The 23,697-nt window shown below is 44.9% G+C and carries 17 protein-coding genes and 2 pseudogenes; 9 read left to right on the forward strand and 10 right to left on the reverse strand.

The annotated features are described in order from the left end of the window. Positions 1 to 531: 531 nt before the first annotated feature. The 5 genes and pseudogenes from H735_RS20900 to H735_RS31935 all read right to left on the reverse strand — a co-directional run. Complete coding sequence (locus tag H735_RS20900) at positions 532 to 1,197, reverse strand: HNH endonuclease (RefSeq protein ID WP_020197856.1); 666 nt, start codon at positions 1,195 to 1,197, stop codon at positions 532 to 534. A gap of 4 nt (positions 1,198 to 1,201) precedes the next feature. Next, positions 1,202 to 2,431 (reverse strand): AAA family ATPase, encoded by a 1,230-nt coding sequence (locus H735_RS20905; RefSeq protein WP_027726843.1) that lies wholly within the window; start codon positions 2,429 to 2,431, stop codon positions 1,202 to 1,204. A 323-nt stretch (positions 2,432 to 2,754) separates the two neighbouring features. Beyond that, positions 2,755 to 3,144, reverse strand: coding sequence for a hypothetical protein (locus tag H735_RS30385; RefSeq protein ID WP_227741570.1), 390 nt, complete (start codon positions 3,142 to 3,144; stop codon positions 2,755 to 2,757). Positions 3,145 to 3,318: 174 nt separating this feature from the next. Further along, positions 3,319 to 3,506, reverse strand: a pseudogene (locus tag H735_RS30390) (IS3-like element ISVpa4 family transposase); the annotation flags it as partial. Positions 3,507 to 4,174: 668 nt separating this feature from the next. Beyond that, a pseudogene (locus H735_RS31935) lies at positions 4,175 to 4,898 on the reverse strand (mechanosensitive ion channel family protein); the annotation flags it as partial. A gap of 349 nt (positions 4,899 to 5,247) precedes the next feature. Between H735_RS31935 and H735_RS20920 the strand changes: the two are divergent. Next, positions 5,248 to 5,595, forward strand: a complete 348-nt coding sequence (locus tag H735_RS20920; RefSeq protein WP_020197861.1) for an L-threonine 3-dehydrogenase — start codon at positions 5,248 to 5,250, stop codon at positions 5,593 to 5,595. Between the two features lie 91 nt (positions 5,596 to 5,686). Then, a complete protein-coding gene (locus H735_RS20925) occupies positions 5,687 to 6,742 on the forward strand; it encodes a glycosyltransferase family 9 protein (protein ID WP_020197862.1) in 1,056 nt (351 codons plus the stop codon). Positions 6,743 to 6,815: 73 nt separating this feature from the next. Here the strand turns inward: H735_RS20925 and lldD are convergent, their stop codons facing one another. Next, a complete protein-coding gene (gene lldD, locus H735_RS20930; protein WP_020197863.1) occupies positions 6,816 to 7,955 on the reverse strand; it encodes an FMN-dependent L-lactate dehydrogenase LldD in 1,140 nt (379 codons plus the stop codon). A gap of 290 nt (positions 7,956 to 8,245) precedes the next feature. Further along, on the reverse strand, positions 8,246 to 9,937 hold the full coding sequence (locus tag H735_RS20935; RefSeq protein ID WP_020197864.1) for an L-lactate permease: 1,692 nt from the start codon (positions 9,935 to 9,937) through the stop codon (positions 8,246 to 8,248). 156 nt (positions 9,938 to 10,093) lie between these two features. On the opposite strand from H735_RS20935, the gene H735_RS20940 reads away from it, so the two are divergent. Together H735_RS20940 and H735_RS20945 are read left to right on the forward strand one after the other, a co-directional pair. Beyond that, positions 10,094 to 10,993, forward strand: coding sequence for a LysR family transcriptional regulator (locus H735_RS20940; protein WP_005439033.1), 900 nt, complete (start codon positions 10,094 to 10,096; stop codon positions 10,991 to 10,993). A 137-nt stretch (positions 10,994 to 11,130) separates the two neighbouring features. Next, positions 11,131 to 13,170 carry a prolyl oligopeptidase family serine peptidase gene (locus H735_RS20945; RefSeq protein WP_020197865.1) on the forward strand — a complete coding sequence of 680 codons (2,040 nt, stop codon included), beginning with the start codon at positions 11,131 to 11,133 and terminating at the stop codon, positions 13,168 to 13,170. A gap of 221 nt (positions 13,171 to 13,391) precedes the next feature. Here H735_RS20945 and H735_RS20950 read toward each other — a convergent pair whose 3' ends face one another. Next, entirely contained in the window at positions 13,392 to 15,023 is a 1,632-nt protein-coding gene (locus tag H735_RS20950) for an ABC transporter ATP-binding protein (protein ID WP_020197866.1), read from the reverse strand. A gap of 74 nt (positions 15,024 to 15,097) precedes the next feature. Next, the gene (locus tag H735_RS20955) at positions 15,098 to 15,595 is read right to left on the reverse strand and encodes a hypothetical protein (RefSeq protein ID WP_020197867.1); all 498 of its coding nucleotides are present in this window, start codon (positions 15,593 to 15,595) and stop codon (positions 15,098 to 15,100) included. 197 nt (positions 15,596 to 15,792) lie between these two features. Here H735_RS20955 and H735_RS20960 point away from each other — a divergent pair, with 197 nt between their 5' ends. The 3 genes from H735_RS20960 to H735_RS20970 all read left to right on the forward strand — a co-directional run bounded on the left by H735_RS20960 (position 15,793) and on the right by H735_RS20970 (position 21,398). Then, entirely contained in the window at positions 15,793 to 18,153 is a 2,361-nt protein-coding gene (locus tag H735_RS20960) for a Lon protease family protein (RefSeq protein ID WP_005439027.1), read from the forward strand. 227 nt (positions 18,154 to 18,380) lie between these two features. Continuing rightward, the gene (locus tag H735_RS20965; RefSeq protein ID WP_005439025.1) at positions 18,381 to 20,009 is read left to right on the forward strand and encodes a methyl-accepting chemotaxis protein; all 1,629 of its coding nucleotides are present in this window, start codon (positions 18,381 to 18,383) and stop codon (positions 20,007 to 20,009) included. 408 nt (positions 20,010 to 20,417) lie between these two features. Continuing rightward, entirely contained in the window at positions 20,418 to 21,398 is a 981-nt protein-coding gene (locus tag H735_RS20970; RefSeq protein ID WP_020197868.1) for a porin, read from the forward strand. A 125-nt stretch (positions 21,399 to 21,523) separates the two neighbouring features. Here the strand turns inward: H735_RS20970 and H735_RS20975 are convergent, their stop codons facing one another. Continuing rightward, a complete protein-coding gene (locus H735_RS20975) occupies positions 21,524 to 22,261 on the reverse strand; it encodes a flagellar brake protein (protein WP_373364765.1) in 738 nt (245 codons plus the stop codon). Between the two features lie 152 nt (positions 22,262 to 22,413). Here H735_RS20975 and H735_RS20980 point away from each other — a divergent pair, with 152 nt between their 5' ends. Both H735_RS20980 and H735_RS20985 read left to right on the forward strand, forming a co-directional pair. Further along, positions 22,414 to 22,689, forward strand: a complete 276-nt coding sequence (locus tag H735_RS20980; RefSeq protein ID WP_020197870.1) for a GNAT family N-acetyltransferase — start codon at positions 22,414 to 22,416, stop codon at positions 22,687 to 22,689. Beyond that, positions 22,689 to 23,672, forward strand: a complete 984-nt coding sequence (locus H735_RS20985; protein ID WP_020197871.1) for a phosphotransferase — start codon at positions 22,689 to 22,691, stop codon at positions 23,670 to 23,672. Before H735_RS20980 ends, H735_RS20985 begins: the two co-directional genes overlap by 1 nt. The last annotated feature ends 25 nt before the right edge of the window (positions 23,673 to 23,697 follow it).

The raw sequence follows: 23,697 nt of genomic DNA on the forward strand, positions 1-23,697 counted from the left end.
CTTTATTGGGCAAACGGCACAGCTATTTTTCGCTCTCTCAGATACGACAACAAAGCCACAGGCAGGACCTGTGGCTTTGTATAACAACGACAGAATGTTTTTCATTCAATTTGAATAGGGAACGCATTCTGTGTGCAGCGCTGGGCGTTTTATCACCACAATAGGGAGGGAAAACACCTAAGCTTATCGGATGTCCTCGGTGGGCTACTTTGCAGTTATGCCAAGTTCAAATCGATACTATTACTTCTGGCCAGACAGTAAATAGTAACTCAAAGAAAAAGCAGGGATACCCGAGGCTCTCAAGCATAGTCTAAAATTGAGCGTTGAAATCGCAAGTCTACCAGATGTCAAAATGAAGATAGTTGACGGAATTTTCCCTAAAAGAGTCCTGAAATGAACTTCTAGCAGCAAGCCGGCATAGGGATAGTTTGTCCAACAGGCTGTTGGACAAATTCTCGTCCCCAATTTTGCAAGAGTATCTCTTGCAAACATGCAAATGGTAAAAATAGGAGCTAATACTCACTCCTTCATTTAAAACCCAACTCTTAACTGAGGATGATTATCCACAAGGTAAGAATCGTTCAAGTAGTAGTATCGCCAAAATATAGAGAATGGATGTTTTACATTAAGCATTGCTTCGAAAGTTTCTTCTGCTTCTTGCTTTGCTGTTCGTCCTGAACTCTTGTTACGGAGCACCTGCCTTGCTAATAGCAACTTGGTATAATACTCCCACATTTGATCCATCAGAGCAGTACGGCTAATACCTCTTAAAGCCGTATTCTCTAGGTTGTAGCAAGCCTCTAGTAATGTCACCGTGTTTTCTGTTTGGGTGCATGGTTTTGCACTGGTTGCCGAAACTTCAACATCTCCATCAGGTGTAGAAGGCATCAAGCATTTAACCATTGCACCAACATCGTAAAAACGATTAGCACAATCTAAAAGATTGATATGCGTACTGCTTTTGATGCTATTGCATCGAGAGCATGAGTAGTACAAGTTCTCCCAGTTGTATTTCAATTCGGGAACTTTTTTGTGCGGAATGAAATGTTCCACTTCTACATCTTGGATCTCATCTCGTTCACACAGGTAGCACTTCTCGAAGAACATAGGCTTTAATTTCTTGAGAACATCCACTTCATTGTATTGATTCTTAGTGATGCTATCTGGTGTAGGGTATGTTCGAACAACATTGAACATTTAGTTACCCCTCACCATCGGTCGAATCTAAAAGAGCATTCTTACCTAGTAAAAGGAATGCACGTGAACGAGCGTTTAACTGCCCCTCATGCGGCTCTATTCCGTCAATTAGTTCCTGTAATCGTTCCGTATTTACTGGCTCTTGATTAATGATTTCAGCCATCTCATCCAATTGTTTGTTTAATATATCGGAAGTACTTTCAACACCTAGTAGTCCTTTTAAAATCGACTCATATGAGTACATAGAAAGGTCTTCCAGTGTTTCAAGTTTACTTAGATCATAAATTATTGAGTCATTTACCGACTGAACAACAAAAGGTGAATGCGTAGTTACAATGAACTGAATCTTTGGGAAAGCCTTGTCAAAGAAAGAAAAGATTTTTCGTTGAATCGAAACATGCAGATGCGCATCAATTTCATCAATTAAAACGAAACCAGTGATATCTTCCGCTGGTATATCACGCAACTCGACTTTCATCAGTAAATCGGCGTAAATGCTTAGAATTGAACTGTAGCCAGAAGACAAGTTATTAAATCGATATGGCTCCTTTCCTTCTTGGTGAATGTAGAAGGCTTGTTCCTCAGGGTTATATTGAAGAATTAGTTCATTATCTTCAAACAGGTTACGGAGATCATTTTGTACTTTTTCAAACCATTCGTTTATCTGTTGCTCTTTCTCTGGATTATTTTCACGAGCAATTACATGCGAACCATAGTTGTAATAACTGACTAGATATTTTTCGAACTGATTACTTGAATCCTCTTCGAAACCTTGGGATTTACCAGCCTGCTTCACGTTAGATATGCTTTCAATTTGACCATTTCCAGCAATGTTACTTGCAAGTCGATTCGCTTCGAAAAAACGAAGGATAAATTGATTTTTGTTAACCAATTCGAACAGAGCATCAGAATCACTGATATCCATGTTTTCGTTAGATATACGTTCTAACTGCCCTTTGAATAACTGAACTTTGTTAGCGTAGAAATTGTAATTTTGGTCCGATACGCCAATGCGATCTAACTGTGTTTGGTAATTGTTCAATTGTTGTTGAGTGGCTTCTTTAGACTGTATTTTCCTATTAAAGAATTGCTTTAGGTATTGATCTAACTGACGTAGAAAACGAGTCTTGCCGCAGCCGTTTCCACCTGTGATTATGAGGTTTTTTCCGTTTAAGTTAATGGTAACGTACTTATCACTAGTACCAATCAATTTGAAATCTATTGATTCAATCATGCTTTTAACCAATTGTGAGCCTGATTGATATTCTACAAGGTGAATTTGCAAGTACCAACTACATAATTTGCCATACTTCTAGTTATTCATGAATTGCTAATTTAGTAAACTTACTGACTCATTTGTGTCCAGAGACGTGTTGGGGCGACTAGCGCTAACTCGCATTTACCCCAAAGTGTATCTACTTCTCATGTGTTTGAGCTGTTACCCGACCGAAAAACATCGAGTTAAATTTAGCGACGATATCAGCGTAAAAGCTACGCTTCAATCACTTAAATTGGTTTATTTATGGTTGGATTTATACGAATTAGCTAAAGAAGCAACTAAGGGTAAGCTTGACTGTTCTTTGAGAGATCTAGAGCTATGGTCGATTGATAGAACGGAGATGAGTAATCCTGAAAGATTTGGTTGTATTGCTCACGGCTATCAAGCACAAAAGCAACTCGAACGTGGTCTAGGTTGTATGTCGTTAAAACAGAACGTAACCAACCTGCCAACGAATTCTCCAAAAGCGCTCTACAGCCCACGAACCACACCCATGTTTGCTGAACACTTCGAATAATATCTAAGATTTCTGACTTGTATCGGTACCTATCTCCCATTGAAGTTAGGTCTATGTACACAACATTAGCACCCAGTCCATGGTTAACTCGGTTGTAGATATCTTGAAGCTCTTTACCGCATTCACTATCAAATGTGTGAAACCTCATCATGCCCAACTCCCAATAGCCATTTATTAAGCGTTCTGGTGTACCTAAGGGCCAGCTATCAAAGGTGTATAAATTATTATCTTTACGCATCTACAAAACTTATTTTTATGAACAGATTAGAGAAGTGGAGTCTAATGGTTGAACACATAAGCCAATACCTTTGGTGGTTAATCCGGCTCATGCGGCATATCTCTGTTTGCTAAAGTAGATTTCATCAGGTGGGAGGCCATTGAGTCCCTGACAATTACGCTCCTCATTATAAAACATCATGTAGTGCACGATTTCAAGCTCTACTTCGCGGGGCGTACTGTTAGCTCTTAGTAAACCTCCTCATATTTCAGACTTCGCCATAATTGCTCAATAAAAAATTTTCGACCGAGCACTTTGGCCAAAAATCATTTGTTTGATTAAAAAGTGGTAAGCTGGTCAAGGGATTGCATAAGGTATTCCCCCATGCGGTTAAGCTAATGATCGTTAGCTTAACTTCTCAAGCTCTCTCACAACTATTAAGAAATCCTCACCATTTTGTGTAATTTTATTTGGGCTGACACAAACCTGCCCCTTTGCAACTTAGAGTAAAAGATCATTCTCATCTTGTTAATGCGAATTTCCCCTACGAAAAGTTATCCGAATAGAGTATGGCTAGCGTAGCGAGAAATTACGCTTCATCGAGCAATTTAACCCTTCAATACATCTGGCACTGGCACGATCAACAAGATTTTGAGCTTCAACATCATTACCAACAATGATGCGATGCGGAAAGTGTCAACTTGAATAAGTGACAGATAGACTCTCGAACACAGATGATGTGACAGACCCAGTGTTCACATCTAACTACTAAATGAATATCTATTCATGAGGATGAGCTAGATAAAGGTAGAGTTGAGTGGGGGATATAGATAGCTACTCGATCAAATGAAAAGATGAACCGCCAATCGTTCTGCTAGCACCTGAAGCGATTAACCCACTGACTCTGACAATATTCTAAATATACAATTGACAACATTCCCAACTAAAATTCAGTATCAGGAAAATTGCTGAACACTGAGTTAGGTACATAGATAGGTCGCTTATCGAAGGTACGAATGCTGGTCATGCGCCAGCCAATACGTTCCACCGTTCCTTCAATTTGACGGTCTGGAGAGCGGATCCAATCGCCAACTTTAAACGGACGATCAAAGTAAATCATCAAACCACCAAAGAAGTTTGATAGAAGATCCTTGGCTGCCAAACCGACAATCAAACCGCCGACACCACCAAAGGTCAGCAAACCGGAAAGGCTGAGGCCAAATGCCTGCATAACCGTTAATACACCGATGACGATAAAGAACAGGCGAGCGACTTTCGCGACGGCTTGTACGGTTGTCTCGTCACGGGTTTTCTGCTCAAGCACGTAGTCTTCGACGTTGGTGATAAGGCGCATCACAATCCAAACTAGGATGCTGATAACAAGAATGAGTTTAAGGGTGCTGAGCCAGTTGAACTCGTTCCCCAACTCACTTTGCAGAACAATGCCTAAAGATACCGTCGCAGGCCAACACCAGATTAAGGTACTGACGGGGGTTTTGAGTGCTTCTAATAAAAGGTCATCCCAATGAAAAGGGGGGGGTCTCGACCAAAATAGCTAATCGAGAATGCAATACGCGCCACGCAATCCAAGCAAAAAAGCTCGCAATCGTAATGAACAGTACGCTGCTGCTCCAGTCTTGATGATGGGCCATGATGTAAGTTTGAAGTTCTGTAAACCACTGTGGCATAAGTAAAGTTTCATTTTTTGGAACAATGAGTGAAAGGTAGCAGAGTTTGAGTTTCCGCCCTAGCAAAATGATGTGATTCGAATAATCCGTTCTTGTCTTCTTATAACTGTTATTAAGGAGATGAGTGTTTAGCGTGATGTTAATGATTAATGTGTAAATACAAGATAATGATACGTATGGTGAAATGTAAATTTTGTGCTGTTCAACCTACATGGTGTGATGAAACTCGAACTTTGAAAGATAAGCGCTATCATTCGAACCATCAATTGTAGGTTCTTTGACTCATCGCTAACATTTATCAAGCTCAAATATGAGACTTTAGTGTCACTTTGACATACGGAGATAAACCATGGAATTCACAGAGCTAGATAGAAATGCGCTCTACGACATTTGGATGTCGCAAAAAGCAAAAATGCACCTCACCCAAATGGAGATGACAAAGCGCCTAGGTTTAAGCTTGCATGAGTTCTCTGCTTTGTTACGTGGGAATGCTCCGCTAACACTTGGCTTCGTGAAGCAACTTTGCGAACAATTGCACGTTCGCCCTGGTCAAGTGATTCCATCTATGAGCAAACGCGATATTTCTTCTTCGGGCTCCGTGTACCTGCAAAACCGTATCACCGTAGATGGTGAAATCCGTAATGTCTTTATTGAAGGCAACCAAGTTGTGATCGAATACGAACACACGGTGAACTAACCGATCCATCCGTGTATTTTTTGTCGTAGACAATTTATTCACATCTCTACTGATAAAACTAGCAGCCATGATGTCCCTTTGAATGAAAGGAATGGCTGTGGAGACTTTTCTCCGTAATTTCGATAAACAACGTCGTCGTTTGACGCACCAACTTGAGCCTAAACTTGCAGGTTGGTTGAATGACGACTCTCTCACTGTTCACGAACCAATGCCGCACGCTCAGGTAAAACGTATTTTGATCGTGAGAAACAACAGTCGTATCGGAAATATGTACTTCCTGCTTCCGTTTGTTCATCAGGTTCTACGCTTATACCCAAATACGAAAGTTGATCTATTGTTGAATTCGCCTTGGCAAGGTGAAGTCTTCAAGAATCTTGGCATCAATCAAATTCATTACTCCAACTTGTCATTCAAATCGCCAGATAAAGGACTTGCGACTATCCGTTTGTTAAAGCGAGAGAGATATGACTTGTTGTTCGCACCGACTGCGGGCGCGTGCGACACTTTTCTTTCCGCTGTGATTCCGGCGAAGAATAAGATCGCTTTTAAGAAAGTTAAAACAGAGCAAGTATTTACTCACTCCTCGGTCGCCGATTCGCCTTTTCGTCACGGTGCCTACAAGCCACTTTCTATCCTTGAAGCTATGGGACATGAACTTGATAACACCTTAGATCATCATATTGTGTTTGATTCAAAAGAGCTTTCCTCTGGTATTCAGCAAGCACGTAAATTACGCGAAGAAGGCAAGCCAACATTTGCTTTCTTCCGTGGTGCGCGAGGCAAGAAAAAGCTCAGTGACCATGCTTGGTTAACAATTCTGGCTGAATTTGAACGCAAGCAAGGACAGAGTGTGAATTGGGTGGAAGTACTAAGCCCGGATATCCAGCAGCCACTATTAAAAGACTCCCGCACTTTGGCATGCAAGGACCTGCGTCAATTGGGTGCAACGTTGCGTTATCTTGATGGCTTTCTTTGCTGTGATACGGGGCCGCTGCATTTAGCGGATGCCGCAGGTGCGACTTGCTTTGGTTTTTATACAGAGACGTGCCCGCAGCGATTCGGATTGATGGGAGAGAAATGCCATGCGATTCGATTGTTTCTTTCGGAGGAACAAGCCGAGTTTGAGCCTGTGTTAAGAATGGCGTAACGCCGGATGAAATGAAAAAGTGACAGCACAATAGGCTGTCACTTTTGTATGAACATGGTTTAGAGCGATTTGCCTAAGGAATCTTCACCAAAGAATCACGCGATAAGTCAGAGATGGTTTTCGCTCCTGTAAGCGTCATTGCTACGCGCATTTCCTTATCGTAAAGGTCAAGCAAGTTCTCTACGCCAGCACCGCCTTGCGCTGCGAGTGCGTATACAAAAGAGCGACCAAGCAGCGTACAGTCTGCACCAAGTGCCAGCATACGAACGACATCCAAACCAGTACGAATACCTGAATCGACGAAAATCTTCAGGTCACCTTTTACGGCATCTGCAATGCTTGGCAGCGCTTTTGCTGTTGAAAGCACACCATCAAGCTGACGACCACCGTGGTTAGATACCACGATACCATCAGCCCCGAAGCGAACCGCGTCTTTTGCATCTTCTTCGTCTAGGATGCCTTTGATGACCATCGGGCCATCCCAAAAGTCTCGAATCCACTCTAGATCTTTCCAAGAGATAGAAGGGTCGAAGTTTGCGCCTAGCCAGCCAATGTAGTCTTCTAGCTTGGTTGGCTCGCCACGGTAAGTGGAGATATTGCCTAAGTCGTGAGGTTTACCTAATACACCGACATCCAACGCCCAACTTGGGTGACGCATGGCTTGGAATACTCGGCGCATCGCGGCATTAGGGCCACTCATACCAGAGTGCATGTCACGGTAACGCGCGCCCGGAACTGGCATATCCACAGTGAAGACCAGCGTTGTTACACCAGCAGCTTTAGCACGCTCAAGTACGTTCTTCATAAAGCCACGGTCTTTTAGAACATACAGCTGGAACCACATTGGGCGTTCAATCGCAGGTGCCACTTCTTCAATTGGACAAACGGATACAGTCGACATGGTGAAAGGAATACCTTTCTTTTCTGCCGCTTTTGCTGCTTGAACCTCACCACGTCGTGCGTACATACCGGTCAGGCCAACAGGCGCTAAAGCTATTGGCATTGCCAGCTTCTCGCCGAAGATTTCCGTTTCTAGGCTTAGATCGCTCATATCACGCAGAACACGTTGGCGTAGTGCCACGTCACCTAAGTCATCGGTGTTGTGCTTTAATGTGCGCTCGTCGTATGAACCGCCATCAATGTAATGGAAAAGGAATGGAGGCAGCTTGGCTTTCGCAGCAGCGCGGTAATCTGTAGAAGCAGAGATAATCATATTCGTGTGTCCTGGCTGTTATTCTAAGATTGCGTCCTGAGTCAATGAGCACCTGCTCTGTCAGTGTTTCACTGACTGCCATCCTTTCGGCAGTCGACATCAGAATAGAGTATAGATAAGTGATTGAGCTGTGAGACATTCCATACACGGAACAATCAATTATCTGCACTGAAAAAGACTGGCACATCGGTCGGGGGATTGATGCGGCAAGCCACACCAAAAGTGTCGGGGTAGTAGTGCTGACCGCTGTGCCAGAGAAAGTGCAGGGCGGGGGAGACCCTGCGTAAGTTTTACTTCATTAAGGCGTCTGTAAGTTGGAATCCGTAAATCAGAATCAGACCGATGATGCCTGTGACCACCAAGTAGTAGAACGTTGGGATAACCGTCTTGCGCAGCGTTGCACCTTCTCGTCCTAGCAGGCCAACCGTTGCAGAGGCTGCCACAACGTTGTGGATGGCAATCATGTTACCGGCAGCAGCGCCAACCGCTTGAAGAGCAACCACAATGGCACTTGAGATAGTCAGTGTCTGCGCTACTTCGAACTGGAACTGGCTGAACATCATGTTCGATACGGTATTAGAGCCGGCGATGAATGCACCAAGGGCACCAACAGTAGCACTCAACGCCGGGAATGCTGAGCCAACGAGGTCTGCTGCAAAGTTCGCCGTCGTTACAGGCATACTTGCTAGCTCGGCGCCGTTGACACCTGAGTTAATAAAGATACGAACCATAGGGATGGTGAACACGAGAACGAAACCTGCACCGACTAGTGTCTTGCTTGATTCGCCAAACGCTTTGCCTAGTGACTTAGCGCCGCCACCTTGCAGAAGAACCGCAAGTAACGCAACGAAGACTAAGATGCCACCCGGAAGGTATAAAGGTTGAATTGCCGTGCTGATACCAGTTTCGCCAAGAATATTACCAAACGATAGGCTTACACTCTTAAGCAGACCTTTGAACTCAGGGCTTACGCGGCTTGCTACTAGGATAACTGCTAGCATCACGTATGGTGCCCAAGCTTTGGTTAGGCTCATTGGTTTGCCTGGGTTGTCATCAAGATTGATCTTTAGAGAACCTAGCCATTCTGCTGGCCATTTATCTTCGCTCTCGAAGTCCCATTTGGTTTTTGGAACAAGGAAACCTTTCTTCGCCGCAGTAACTACAATAGCTAGACCAACTAGACCACCAATGAGTGATGGGAACTCTGCACCCAAGAACACGCCTGTAAGTGCGTAAGGAACGGTGAAAGCAACACCAGCAAATAGTGCAAATGGCAGAATGTCTAGACCTTCGCTCCAGCTCTTGTTTTTACCGAAGAAGCGAGTCAGCATCATTGCCATTAGTACAGGAATTAGCGTGCCAACGGTCGCGTGAATCATTGCCACGCTTGCGGTGATTTGTTGCAGGTAGGCATCCCACGTTGAACCGTGTGCGACAAGTGCTTCACCAATGTTGTGTGTATCTAGACCTTTATTCACACCCACGATGATTGGTGTACCAACCGCGCCAAATGATACTGGTGTTGATTGGATCATCATGCCCATCAAGACCGCTGCAAGAGCAGGGAAACCAATCGCAACCAATAGTGGTGCTGCGATAGCTGCAGGTGTACCGAACCCCGATGCACCCTCAATGAATGAACCAAAACACCAAGCGATGATGATGGCTTGCACTCGACGGTCTGCCGAAATATCAGTAAATCCATTGCGGATAGTCGTGATCGCTCCGGTATGTTTTAAAGTGTTGAGCAAGAAGATGGCACCGAACACGATCCATAGAACAGAGACAGTAATTCCTAACCCTTGGAATACAGAGGCCAGTACGCGAGTAGCTGACATATCCCAAAACATTAGGGCGATAGCGACGGTTAGACCGAACGCAACAGGCATGGCTTTTTTAGCAGGCCAGTTGAGACCAACCAATAATATGGCGGCGACAACAATTGGCGAAAACGCCACAAGGGCAAGTAGGGTTTCACTCATTGGTACATCCTCGTACGCTGACTTCTCGAACGGCTTTATGCTGTAGAGATGATTTTTGTTGTAATGGTTTTGTTAATTTGGTGTAAATTTACCCCTTTATTTTTTATAGATATAGGGAAATAATGAAATTAATTTATTCCAAAAGTGACATAATCGATGCGTGCAGACGACCTAATCCTATTCTCTCAGGTAGTAGAAATGGGCAGCTTTAGTAAGGTGGCTGAAGAAAATAACCTTACAAATTCGGTAGTTAGTAAAAGAATTGCTCGATTGGAAGAAGAAATTGGCGCTCAGCTATTATATCGAACAACGCGTAAATTGACCCTGACCGAAGCGGGAAAGGTTTTGTTACATAGTGCTAAAAATGTGAAGCAAGCCACTCAGGAGGCTATGGATGCAGTTTCAGGCTTTGGTGAGAATGTCAGTGGTCATATTAAAATGTCGGTGCCGACTATCTCCGGTGATTTGATTCTAGCGGATGCAGTTGCAGAGTTTTGTAATATGCATCCTGGTTTAACAGTGGATATGTCGCTTGATAACCGCTTTGTCGACTTGGTTGCTGGTGGTTTTGACTTGGTAATTCGTACCGGCTACTTGGAAGATTCCAGTCTGATTGCGAGACATATTCTGGACTCTCAATGGGTAGTTTGTGCGTCGCCTTCTTACATCGCCAAAAATGGCAAACCGATTGAGCCTATCGACTTAACCACACACAACTGTCTGCAATACGCTTATCAAACTACTGGGGCGACCGACTGGCAGTTTAAAGGCAAAGATGGCGATTACATTGTCAGAGTCTCGGGTTGTTTCTCGACAGATAACGCTACGGCATTACGCAAGGCAGCCCTGGGTGGGCATGGTATCGCCTACGTACCGCGTTGTTTGGTGTATCACGATATTCGCAGTGGTGAGCTGGTGGATATTTTCCCAGAGTTAGTTGGTAAAAAGCTTGGCATCTATGCGGTTTACCCTTTTACTCGTCAGCCGCCGAATAAAGTGAAGCTCTTGATAGAACACATCCGAGAGCGATACCTCACTATCTCGCATTACTTTTAATTGGTTCATAAATATAAGAAATGTTTCAATCTATTGGTTGAAATTCGGTGTTTGAACCCTAAGGTAGGTATTGAGAATAAATCTCAACAAAATAATAAAACAAAACACTTAACTTCAAACGGAGTAACACGGACGTTATGCATTACCCAAAAACTCGTAAAGATTCCGTCGTCGACACTTATTTTGGTCACGACATCGCAGACCCATACCGCTGGTTAGAGGACGATCTCAGCCAAGAAACCGCAGAGTGGGTTTCAGGACAAAACTCAGTGACCTTTGATTACTTAGGTCAGATTCCTTTCCGCCAACAAATCCGCGATTTAGTGGCGAATAGCCAAAACTACGAAAAGTACTCTCAACCATTTGTTCATGGTGAATACACTTACTTCTACAAAAACGATGGCTTGCAGAACCAGAGCGTTTTATACCGCAAAAAGGGTGATGAAGAAGCGGAAATCTTCCTAGACCCGAATACTTTTTCAGAAGAGGGAACAACATCACTTGGTGAAGTGAAGTTCTCTAAAGACGACTCTCTTGTCGCGTATTCTATCTCTGAGGGAGGCAGCGACTGGCGCAAGATCTTCGTCATTAATGTTGAAACCAAAGAACAGCTTGAGCCTGAAATTGTCGACGCTAAGTTCATCACAATTTCTTGGCTTGGTAGCAAGGGCTTTTACTACGCGAGTTATGACAAACCTAAGGGCAGTGAGCTTTCGGCGCGCACTGAGCTGCACAAGCTCTACTACCATGAGTTAGGCACACCACAATCTCAAGACAAAGTTGTCTTTGGTGCGTTGGACGCGCAGAAGCATCGTTATGTAGGGGGAGTGACAACCAAAGATGATCGCTTCCTTATCATTACCGGCGCAGAGTCGACATCGGGTAACAGACTGTTCTATGTCGATCTAGCTTCAGAAGAGCAAGACGTAATCACGCTTCGAGACACAACCGATGGTGATACACATCTGATTGATAACCAAGATGACACCCTAATCTTCTATACCAACCTAGATGCGCCTAACGGCAAAGTGGTTGGCTACAACACTCAAACTCAACAATGGGCAGAGATCATTGCCGAGCAGGAGCAACCACTGGATATCAGCAAAGGTGGTGGTTACTTGTTTGCGACTTACATGGTTGATGTTCTCTCTAAGGTTCAGCAGTTTACTTACCAAGGCGAGTTAGTGCGTGAAGTTACTCTGCCTGATCAAGGCACTGTATATGGCTTACAGGGCAAAGCAGAAGATAAGACGCTTTACTACACCTTTACTAACTACGTGACCCCTCCGACCATCTTCTCTTTTAATGTGGAAAGCGGTGATTCTGCACTCTACCAAGAATCGAAAGCCCCGTTCGACCGTAAAGAATACGAGTCTCAACAAGTGTTCTATACCTCAAAAGACGGGACGAAAGTGCCGATGATCATCTCGTATAAGAAAGGCACCAAACTCGATGGTACAGCACCAACCATGCTTTATGGCTATGGTGGCTTTAACATCAGTTTGACGCCGATGTTCTCGGGAAATGTCGCGAACTGGTTAGAGCTTGGTGGTATTTACGCGGTGGCAAACATGCGTGGCGGCGGCGAATATGGCAAAGCTTGGCACAATGCAGGTACTCAGCAACAAAAGCAAAACGTGTTTGATGACTTTATTGCCGCGGCGGAATACTTGATTGAGCACGACTACACTAGCTCAGAGCGCCTTGCGATTCGTGGTGGCTCAAATGGCGGCTTGTTGGTTGGCGCTTGTATGACTCAGCGTCCAGAACTGTTTAAAGTGGCGATTCCTGCGGTTGGCGTATTAGACATGCTTCGCTACCACACCTTTACCTCTGGTGAGGGCTGGAAGTACGACTACGGCACGTCAGAGCAAGCCGAGGCGATGTTCCAATATCTACTTGGTTATTCACCTGTGCACAACGTCAAAGAGGGTGTCTCGTATCCGGCTACGCTTGTCACGACCGCAGACCACGATGACCGTGTTGTCCCTGCGCACTCATATAAGTTTATTGCAGAGCTGCAAGAGAAGCATCAAGGAGACAATCCGGTGCTGATTCGTATCGATGTGAATGCTGGCCATGGCGCGGGGATGCCGCTGAGCAAACAAATCGACCTGACTACCGACGTTTACGCGTTTGCATTACATAACATGGGTATCGAAACGCTCGATATTTAATACGAAGCGCAGGCTCAACATAATAAAAAATGCCGCGACATCCATCGCGGCATTTTTCATGGTTGGGGGAACTCAATGTGTTAGTTAGGGTGACTAAGCCTAACTTTGAACCAACCAGTCTCGGCGGCCAAACCGAATGGCAGCTATACCATTTTTCGTAGTTATGGCGAAAAATTCACCATACTTTAATCCTAGTTTAAGAATATGAAACTGTGATGAATCTAGGCTGCATCATCTTGATTTTCATTGTTTTCAAGGTCAAATGAGGCATCAATCAGTTTTCTTGTGTAATCGCTTTTCGGATTATGGAAGATTTCTTCAGCCGTTCCTTGCTCCATGACTTCACCCTTTTGCATCACCAAAACACGGTCCGACAAAGCTTTGACTACGGAGAGGTCGTGACTAATAAACAAGAAGCCGATGTTGTGTTTCTTCTGCAAATCTTTCAGAAGATCAATCACGGTCAACTGAACAGAGCGGTCGAGAGCCGAGGTTGGCTCATCAAGCAAAATGAAAGAAGGCTCAAGAATTAACGCACGCGCAATAGCGATACGTTGACGCTGACCACCAGAGAACTCGTGCGGGTAACGGTTAATAGATGCAGGGGCTAAGCGCACCTCTCGCAGAACATCACGTGCTTTTTGCATTCGTTCTGCTTTGCTCATTTGAGGTTGATGCACAGTGAGACCTTCAGTGATGATGTCACCGACCGTCATGCGAGGAGAAAGCGAGCCGTAAGGGTCTTGGAACACCATCTGGACATCTTTCTTTAACTCAAAACGTTGTTTGGCAGAGAGTAGGGAAAGATCTTGTCCTTTGAATTGAATCTTGCCACTTGATGGCAGCAAACCAATCAAAGCCCGTCCTAGTGTCGATTTACCGGAACCTGACTCACCAACAATACCAAGCGTTTCGCCTTGCTTTAACTCTAGTGAGATGCCTTTAACTGCCTCAAAATACTCGTTCTTGCTGGCGATGAAGTGCGGCTTAACAAGAAACTTAACGCGGATATCATCGGCTTTAAGAAGTTCAGCGGCGTTTTCTTCAATCGGGTCTTTGCTGCCTTTAGGAATCGAGTTAATCAACATCTTGGTGTAATCATGCTGCGGTTCGGAGAAGAGTGCGTCTGTAATGCCTTCTTCGACCACTTCACCTTTACACATCACCAATACTCGGTCAGCAAAGTGTTTCACTACGCCTAAGTCGTGAGTGATGAACAAAATCGCCATGCCCATCTTGGCTTGGATCTCTTTGATCAGATAAAGCACTTCTGCCTGAACGGTAACGTCTAGCGCCGTGGTTGGCTCATCGGCAATCAGAATGTCTGGCTCGTTTATTAGAGCCATGGCAATCATGATGCGTTGCAACTGACCACCGGAGAATTCGTGCGGATACTTAGTGTAAGCTTGTTGAGGATTTGGTAAGTGCACTAAGTCAAACAGCTCAAGCACCTTGTCTTTGGCTTGTTTCTTACTCACTGGACGATGACACATAATGGCTTCCGCCACTTGAATACCAACGCGCATGTATGGGTTAAGAGAAGTCATTGGCTCTTGGAAAATCATACCAATGCGATCGCCACGGATGCTTTGCATTTGGCGTTCGGTTTTCTCTAGGATTGATTCGCCTTCAAAGACGATAGAGGAATCGGCGTGCAAAATGGCATTATCTGGCAGCAACCTCATCAACGCATTGGTTGAGACAGACTTACCAGAGCCAGATTCGCCTACGATAGACAGTGTTTCACCTGCTTTGAGATCGAAGCTAACCTTCTTTACTGCATCGACGATACCATCGTTTGTCGTAAAGCTGACAGACAGGTTGTTCACCGAAAGAATGGTTTGTGTGGACATCACGTTTCCTTGTGTATCGAGTTGTTATTACTGTTATTTGTTGTGCCTTACCGTGGCAACTCTAATGAAGAGGGCTAATTGTAGAGTTGAGACGCGCCCGCTTCTGCAGAACTCATGGCTTGTAGATACAAGAACTGTTCATGAGCACGGGTGACGTGATCGAGCTCTATCATCCATTGAGCGTTACGTTGGGCAGAGCAAAATGCTGCCATGTGCGCCAATAAATCTTCGCTCTGTTTGCTCAGCATTTGGCTAACGCGGCCAATTAAATCATGGCTCTCGAGCTGTAAGAATTGGAACAGAGCGTAAGGCTGATTAAGCGCCGCGAACGCTTCTTGCTGCATACCGAGTTTGTTGAGAATTTCTGACTGCGCAACGCTCGCATCACGCAACCCACTAATTAAACACACAAACTGACACGGCTTGGTTTGTTCGTTTTCAAGTGCGGAGTGAATGTGGTTTGGCAGGTGGTTGAGCACGTCTTCGTAAAAGCGATGAGCTTCTGGCCAATGGCCTTGTTCCATCAGCTGCTCTGCTTTCAAATAGCGCATCCAGCATTGCTCAATATTCATCTTCATCTCCACAAAATTCGATTTGAACAGATATTAAATGAAATTAATTATCAATTGCAAGTGCGACTTTTTATCATTTTAAAAGGCGTACAGCTGTTCGTAAAATGTTCAAACGAACCGGGGTGGAAGATAAATCACTTAAATTTAAACAAATAATCTCTACACTGAGGTAACGACAATAAGAAAAGGAGGCGAGTATGGCAGTACAAAGATTGGAACCTAAACAGCTGTATTCTGTAGCTGATCTAGAGAATATGCCATGTAAGTCGACCAAGGAATTACCTCCGATTGACGAAATTGTAGGGCAAGAGCGCGCACAGAAAGCGGTCGAGTTCGCCATGTCAATCAAGGAGAAAGGGTACAACATCTACGCCATTGGTCAGAACGGCCTAGGCAAGCGCACCATGATTTTGCGCTATTTAAATCGCCATCAACACGATGCCGCAGCACTGTTTGATTGGTGTTATGTCGCGAACTTTGAAGACACGCGTATACCAAAAGTCCTAAAGCTCCCGTGCGGAATTGGTAGCAAGCTCAAAGTAGACATCGAAAAGCTGATGGGTAAATTGCTCAATGCTTTACCTCTCGCGTTCGACAATGAGATGTACTACAGTCGAGCTGATCGTTTGAAAAACCAACTTGCGAATAAACAGCAACACGAGTTGGACAGCATCAGTAAGGAAGCAAAAGAGAAAGGCATCAGCCTAACGATCACGGCGCAAGGTGATTATCAGTTTGTTGCGATGGACGGTGAAGAGCTGCATACCGAAGAATCTTTCGAAGCGCTCAGCAAGAAAGAGCAAGAATACTTTGGCAGCAGTATCGATGAGCTAGAAGTCAGTTTGCGTAATATGGTTCGCGAGCTCACGGAGTGGGAAGACTCATTTAGCGAGAAGATCAAAAAGCTTAATGATGACGTAACGCTGGACGTGATTACCCACTTCATCAAGCAATTGAAAGTGGATTACGCTGAGTATTCGGAAATCAAAACCTACTTAACTGATCTGCAAAAAGATATTGTCGAAAACGCGGACATCTTCCTAGAGCAGAGTGGTGAACAAGGTGAGATTGCTACCGCTTCCTTAGATAAGAAGCTTCCACGTCGTTACAAAGTCAACGTACTGGTTAGTCGTAAAGATTGCGAGTTCCCAATTGTGGTGGAAGAGAATCCGAACTACCACTCGCTATTTGGTTCAATTGAAACGGCGACGTTCAAAGGCACAGTGTTTACCGATTTCTCTTTGATTAGAGCGGGTAGTTTGCATAAAGCGAACGGAGGCGTGTTGTTGATGGATGCACAAAAGGTGCTTGAGCAACCTTATGTGTGGGATGGATTGAAGCGTGCATTACGTTCTCGTCAGCTGAGTTTTACTTCTTTAGAAAAAGAAGTGACATTGACTGGCGCGGTTTCTCTTGATCCTGAACCGATTCCATTGGATATCAAAATCATCTTGTTTGGTGATTACCGTACTTACCAACTGCTGCAACACTACGATCCGGAGTTTGGAGAACTGTTCCGTGTGACGGCGGATTTCGAAGACGAAATGAAGCGTACACCGGATTCAGAACTGCAATACGCACGTTTTATTTCTAGTGTGGTGAACGACAACAACATGCTGCACTGCGATAAGAAAGCCATCGCGCGCATCATCGAGTACAGTTCACGTTTGTCTGGAGACCAAACCAAGCTTTCGTTGCATTCTGCCAACATCGCTAACCTATTACGTGAGTCTAACTACGTGGCTCGCCAGGCGAATTCCAACATGATCCGTATCGGACACGTGGAAGAGGCACTGAGCAATCAAGAAATGCGAGTCAGCCGTTTGCAAGATAGCGTGATGGAAACCTTCGTTAATGGCACGACCTTGATTCGTACCGAAGGTTCTGCCGTGGGTCAGGTCAACGCACTGTCGGTATTGAGCACCAGTGACCACATGTTTGGCGCGCCGAACCGCATTACGGCAACCACGTGTTACGGTGATGGTGAAGTGATTGATATCGAAAGAAGTGTTGATCTTGGCGGTAGCATTCACTCGAAAGGTGTGATGATTCTGTCTGCTTACTTGTCGTCTGTGTTTGGTAAGACAGCACGCGTTCCACTGACAACCACGATTACCTTTGAGCAATCGTACGGTGGTGTAGATGGTGACAGTGCAAGTATGGCCGAGTTCTGTGCAGTCGTGTCGGCGTTCTCGAAACAGCCAAACCGTCAGGATATTGCGATTACTGGTTCGATGAACCAATTCGGTGAAGCACAGCCTATTGGGGGTGTAAACGAGAAGATCGAAGGCTTCTACGATGTGTGCGAAATCAAAGGTCGTCATGCTGGACAAGGGGTGATCATCCCGCGTTCAAATGTACATAACCTGATGCTTCGCCCTGACATTGTCAAAGCGGTAGAGAAGGGAGATTTCCACATTTGGGCTATTGACCACGTAACCGAAGCGGTTGAGCTGTTTACTGGCAAAGATGCTGGTGAAGCGACTGACGAGGGAACTTACCCTATCGACACCATCTTTGGCTTGGCACAAGCTAAGCTAAATGCGCTGAGAAAATAAGCACTTATTGACATAAAAGTTGATAGAAAAGCGTATAAATTTTCATAACTTGTCATAATGACAATATCCCGACGCAGTTGTCGGGATATTGTCGCTAAAGCCATGAAATTGATGGCTTTTTGCTCTGGACAAAAGTGTGATCTATCTCTAGTATTTGCCCCCTTGTCTATTCGTCCGGGAATAATCCCATCGCAAGGAAGCCAACACTCAAATACCTGAGGTTACTCATGCAGCTATCACTGAAAAACTTGTCAGTACGAACGCAAGTTTTGGTTCCAGTTCTATTCACCGCGATCACTCTGTTCATCACATTGTGGATCACTCAAAACAACTTAGAAGCAGAGCAAGAATTGGTTGCTTCTAACTCCGACTCTCTTGTGTTCTACAAAGACACATTGGCTAAAATCGACGACCAAGTTTACCCATTGCGCATTAGCGCGGTTTACGCAATCTACGATGCTTCTCGTCGTGATGCTTTCCTTGCTGACCTAAAGGCGGGTGCAAAAGCGATTGATGCCGATCTCGATCTTGTCGATGCTCGCGGTACGTTCAGCAAAGAAGCGCAGAAAGTACGCCAAAGTATTGATGCTTACATTGATTACTCAACACGTGCGGTAGAATTCTTTAACCGTCACGACCGTGGCTTAGTTTCTGATAGCGAATACACAAACTTTATCTCAGGTTACCGCCGTGTTGGTAACGAAATGGTTGCAACCATCAACTCACTATCACAACGTGTGAATGAGATTGCGACGGAAGCAACCGCAGCAAGCGCACGTGAACATACTCGCGTACAAAACAATGCCATGATGTCGGTGATTGCGGTATTTGCATTCTCTTTGCTAGGTGCTTGGTTCCTATCTGGCATGATTGTTACGCCAATCCAAAAACTGCAAGAAGTGATGCGCAAGCTAGCAGGTGGTGACCTGTCAGTGCGTGCAGACATTGATGGCGACAACGAAATTTCGCAGTTAAGCAAAGACGTAAACCAAACAGCGAAACAGCTTCACGATACGGTTGACCAACTGATGCGCATCAGTGAAGAAGTGGCTTCTGCTTCAACAGAACTTGCAGCGGTAATGACACAAGCTGAAGCGAATGCACAACAAGAATTGGCTGAAATCGAGCAAGTGGCATCGGCGGTTAACGAGCTAGCAAGCACAGCAAACAACGTAAGTGACAACGCGACATCAGCAGACGCAACAGCACGTGAAGCAGACGGCCTAGCGCAATCTGGCCTAGCTATCTTCCAAGAGAGTGCACAAGCAAGCGAGCAAATGTCTCAAGCGCTTAACGATGCGGCTCAAGTGGTTCTTCGCCTGAAAGAACAATCGGTTCAAATCAACGACGTTATTGAAGTGATTCGTGGCGTATCTGAGCAAACTAACCTCCTAGCACTGAACGCAGCGATTGAAGCTGCACGTGCCGGTGAATCTGGCCGTGGTTTTGCTGTTGTAGCCGATGAAGTTCGTATGCTGGCAGCGCGCACTCAAGACTCAACGCAAGAAATCTCCTCTATTATTGAAGAGCTTCAAGCTCAGTCTGGTCTTGCAAATGACAGCATGCAGGTGAGCTTAGAGATGCTTAATCGCAACAACGAGCTAACTCAACAAGCGAACGATGCGTTGATTGGTATTACCGAGTCGGTAGCGAACATCAACGATTCAAACACGCAAGTGGCGACGGCAGCGGAAGAGCAGTCTCAAGTAACACAAGACATCAACCGCAACGTGGTAAACATGTCTGAACTTGTAAACCAAAATGTTGCTGGCATCAGCCAAAGTGCGAGCGCAAGTACAGAACTTTCTCACCTTGCTGAAAAACAAAAAGAGCAGTTGAGTTTCTTCAAGCTTTAGTCAAAAGCAGCAAGCGACAAACATCGACTGATTGAAAAGAATCCCTGAGCTTCGGCTTGGGGATTTTTTTATCAAAAATCGAGTAATGATTTAATTAACAGTAATTAAAACAGTCAGTTACTCAAAATAAAAGGTGATTAAAATCACATTTATAAATGTTGAATCTCACTTTTTAGCGTCAAAAGTTTTTTGACGCGCACGCTTTTATTCACCGAACCGATAACTTGAGGGTTTGGAGGTATTCATATCGTCATCTCCAGTGGTGTTTTGTTCAATTAAGGCTGTGTATTCAACTTGTTGCGTTAAAAATAACAGCTGCTACGATGCCGCCCGTTTTCTCGTTGGTACAGAAAAGTCCTGTTTTCTGGTGAGAAAATGATGACAAAACAAAGATATGGAAAACTATAAATGAAATTGAAAACTTTAGCTGTAGCAGTGGCGCTAATGGCATCTGGATCTCAAGTTGTCGCTTCAGAGTTGTACAACCAAGACGGTACATCACTAGAAATGGGCGGTCGTGCTGAAGCTCGCCTATCTATGATCGACGGTAAAGCAGAAGACCGTTCACGTATCCGTCTTAACTTCCTAGGTAAGCAGGAAATCAGCGATAGCCTATACGGTGTTGGTTTCTGGGAAGGTGAGTTCGAAACATTCGAAAACGGCGCAGTTGATAACAACAGCGATCTAGAGACTCGTTACGCGTACGCAGGCCTTGGCGGCAAATACGGTGAAATCACTTACGGTAAAAACGACGGTGCACTAGGCGTTATCACTGACTTCACTGATATCATGGCTTACCACGGTAATACAGCGGCTTACAAACTAGCAGTGGCTGACCGTACAGACAACATGGTTTCTTACGCTGGCCAGTTCGAGCAACTAGCATTGCGTGCAAGCTACCGTTTTGCTGACCGCACTAAAGAAGCAAATGGCTTTGGTGATAACGATGAGAATGGTTTCTCTCTATCAGCAATCTACGCATTTGCTGACACTGGTTTCGAGATTGGTGCTGGTTACGCAGATCAGAACGAAGATGACGAGTTCATGCTAGCAGCAGCTTATACTGTTGGTAACTTCTACGTTTCTGGTCTTTACACTGGTGGTGACAACCTAGATCAAGATACTAATGTGGTTCCTACGTCTGGTGACGTTGACTACAAAGGCTATGAGCTAGCTGTAGCATACACAATGGGCCAAACAGTGTTCACTTCTACGTACAACAAAGCAGAGAAAGATAACGACGACAGCGTCGATAACCTAGCAGTTGACGTAACTTACTACTTCAAGCCTAACTTCCGTGGCTACGCGTCATACAATTTCGATCTAATGGACAACGAAGGTTCTAATGAGCAAGACGAACTAGCACTAGGTCTACGTTACGACTTCTAAGTCAAATTGTTTTCTAAGATCCCGCCTTTTTCTTAGAAAAACAAAACCCCTTACCGTGTGGTAAGGGGTTTCTTCGTTTTAGGGGTATTTGAACGCCTTGATTCATACGCTGGATATGGACTGGTTTATCCTTTCAAAGTTAGCTTGGTGCCATCAAATTTGAGGTGACTTAAAAGGTTTTTGGCGTTTGCTTTCCCGAAATCATCAAACTCGACTCCGTATCGTGCGTAGTGTGTCGATTTCTGTAAGTTACAGATTCGCCCTTTTAGTGGCGCTAACATGCGTCCGTTACCCGGCATTGTTATGTCAAGCGTGACAAGATCACCGACTTGGAGCGTTCTACTCATCGGTGAGGTAACAAATCGACAGCCACTCTTAGAAAGATCTCGTATTTCACATTCTGCTCGGTATTGCTCGAACTGAAGGCGGCTGCGCAGATTCACTTCGTATCGCACTTCTTTTCGCAGCTGATAAACCTGCATAGTGTTAGGCAGACTCAGTACCAATAATGGGTATGGGTCACCCAAACGGTGTTGAAGTTGGGCGCGAAAAGGGATCACGGCGCCTTCACCACGATGGGAGTAGGCTTTTACGTTAATCCAGAAGCCTTCCTGAAAGTAAAACTTCAAATCCTCGTCGGAGATATTTGGGAGTTCAATCACCGCGGTATTGTTGGAATGACAGCCCATAAATGTACTGGTTGTGATGAACTTGGTGCCTACCGGCGTGGTGACGTTAAGTGTCACTTCACTTCCATGTTCCACCATTGCCATTGCATCGGTGCTGTTTAATGTGCTTGCCTGACGTTCTGGTGCTTTTTTATTTGTAAGAGACGAACGATTGTCCCTTGCACTCGTCATCATATTTCTCATTATTATTGTCGTACCTAATGTGAGAAGACGGTTTTGCGCTATGTTATGGTAGTACTAAATGACTAGACTATTGCGTGGATATCATTCTATGCAGTCACATAGCTGGTTTCAATAAAGCACGAGTGAAAAGTGGGGCACGGATAATGCAGAAAGTGACACAAGACACAACAAGCCAAATTTTTTGGGTCGATTTAGAGCAAGACTACAAAGCAAAAGTGGTTTATAAGCTTGATGGACAAGAGATGCACATAACGTCCACGCTGATACCTGAAGAAGTGCGCGGTAAAGGCTATGGCAAAGTGATGATGGAAGCCGTCTTGCCGGAGATTGAAGCACAAGGCTATCGCGTTGTGCCCGTTTGCCCTTACGTGATTAAATACATGGCAACACACCCTGAATGGGCGCATTTACTCGCATAATGGAGCCAATGAACAATCCGCTTTATCAAAACATCGGTGACGAGCTCAAGCTAGGTTCGCTTGAACGCATCGATGTGATTCAATCTCTATGGGGTGGTTATGGTGAGTTAGTTCGGCTGACTTTTCCATGCCGCTCGATCATCGTTAAACACGTTCAACTTCCTAAACCATCGGAACATCCGCGTGGTTGGAACACCGATCGCTCCCATCAACGTAAGTTGCATTCTTACCAGGTTGAAGTGAGTTGGTATCAGCACTTTAGCCAACAAGCCGACGAACGTTGCCGAATCCCACAAGGGCTCAAATGTTTTCAGAACGAAAATGAATGGCTGATTGTGATGGAAGATCTCGCTCAAGCCGGCTATCCAAACGTGATTAAAGAGGCGAGTAAAGCACACTTGAAGGCCTGCTTGGTTTGGTTGGCAAACTTCCACGCGCGCTATATTGGTGTTAGTGATGACACTTTATGGCCAACAGGCACCTATTGGCATTTGGACACAAGACCTGATGAATTGGCCGCACTTCAAGATGACAGGCTCAAGCAACATGCGGAGATGATTGACTGCACTTTGCGTCAGGCACGCTTTCAAACACTGGTTCATGGCGATGCCAAGCTGGCCAATTTTTGCTTTGATGATGAAGGCTCAGCCGTTGCTGCAGTAGATTTTCAGTATGTAGGTCATGGCTGTGCTATGAAAGACGTGGCGCTGTTCATGAGCAGTGCTGTCGAACCGAATCAGTGTGCAGAGATGGAATCTTGGGTGCTGAATACCTACTTTGACGCCCTAGATAGTGCACTTAAACATTATCAACCTGAGCTTGATGCTTCTGTGGTTGAGCAAGAATGGCGACCATTGTTCGCTGTTGCTTGGGCGGATTTTCAGCGCTTTGTGAAAGGTTGGAGTCCTAGTCACTGGAAGATTAACCCCTATACCGAATCTTTAACGAAACGAGCGTTAGACTATTTGGACTTGAAGCAGTAAATAAAAACTCCCGCTGGATTTCACA

The sequence above is a fragment of the Vibrio owensii CAIM 1854 = LMG 25443 genome, from assembly GCF_000817815.1.
GTDB classification, from domain to species: domain Bacteria; phylum Pseudomonadota; class Gammaproteobacteria; order Enterobacterales; family Vibrionaceae; genus Vibrio; species Vibrio owensii.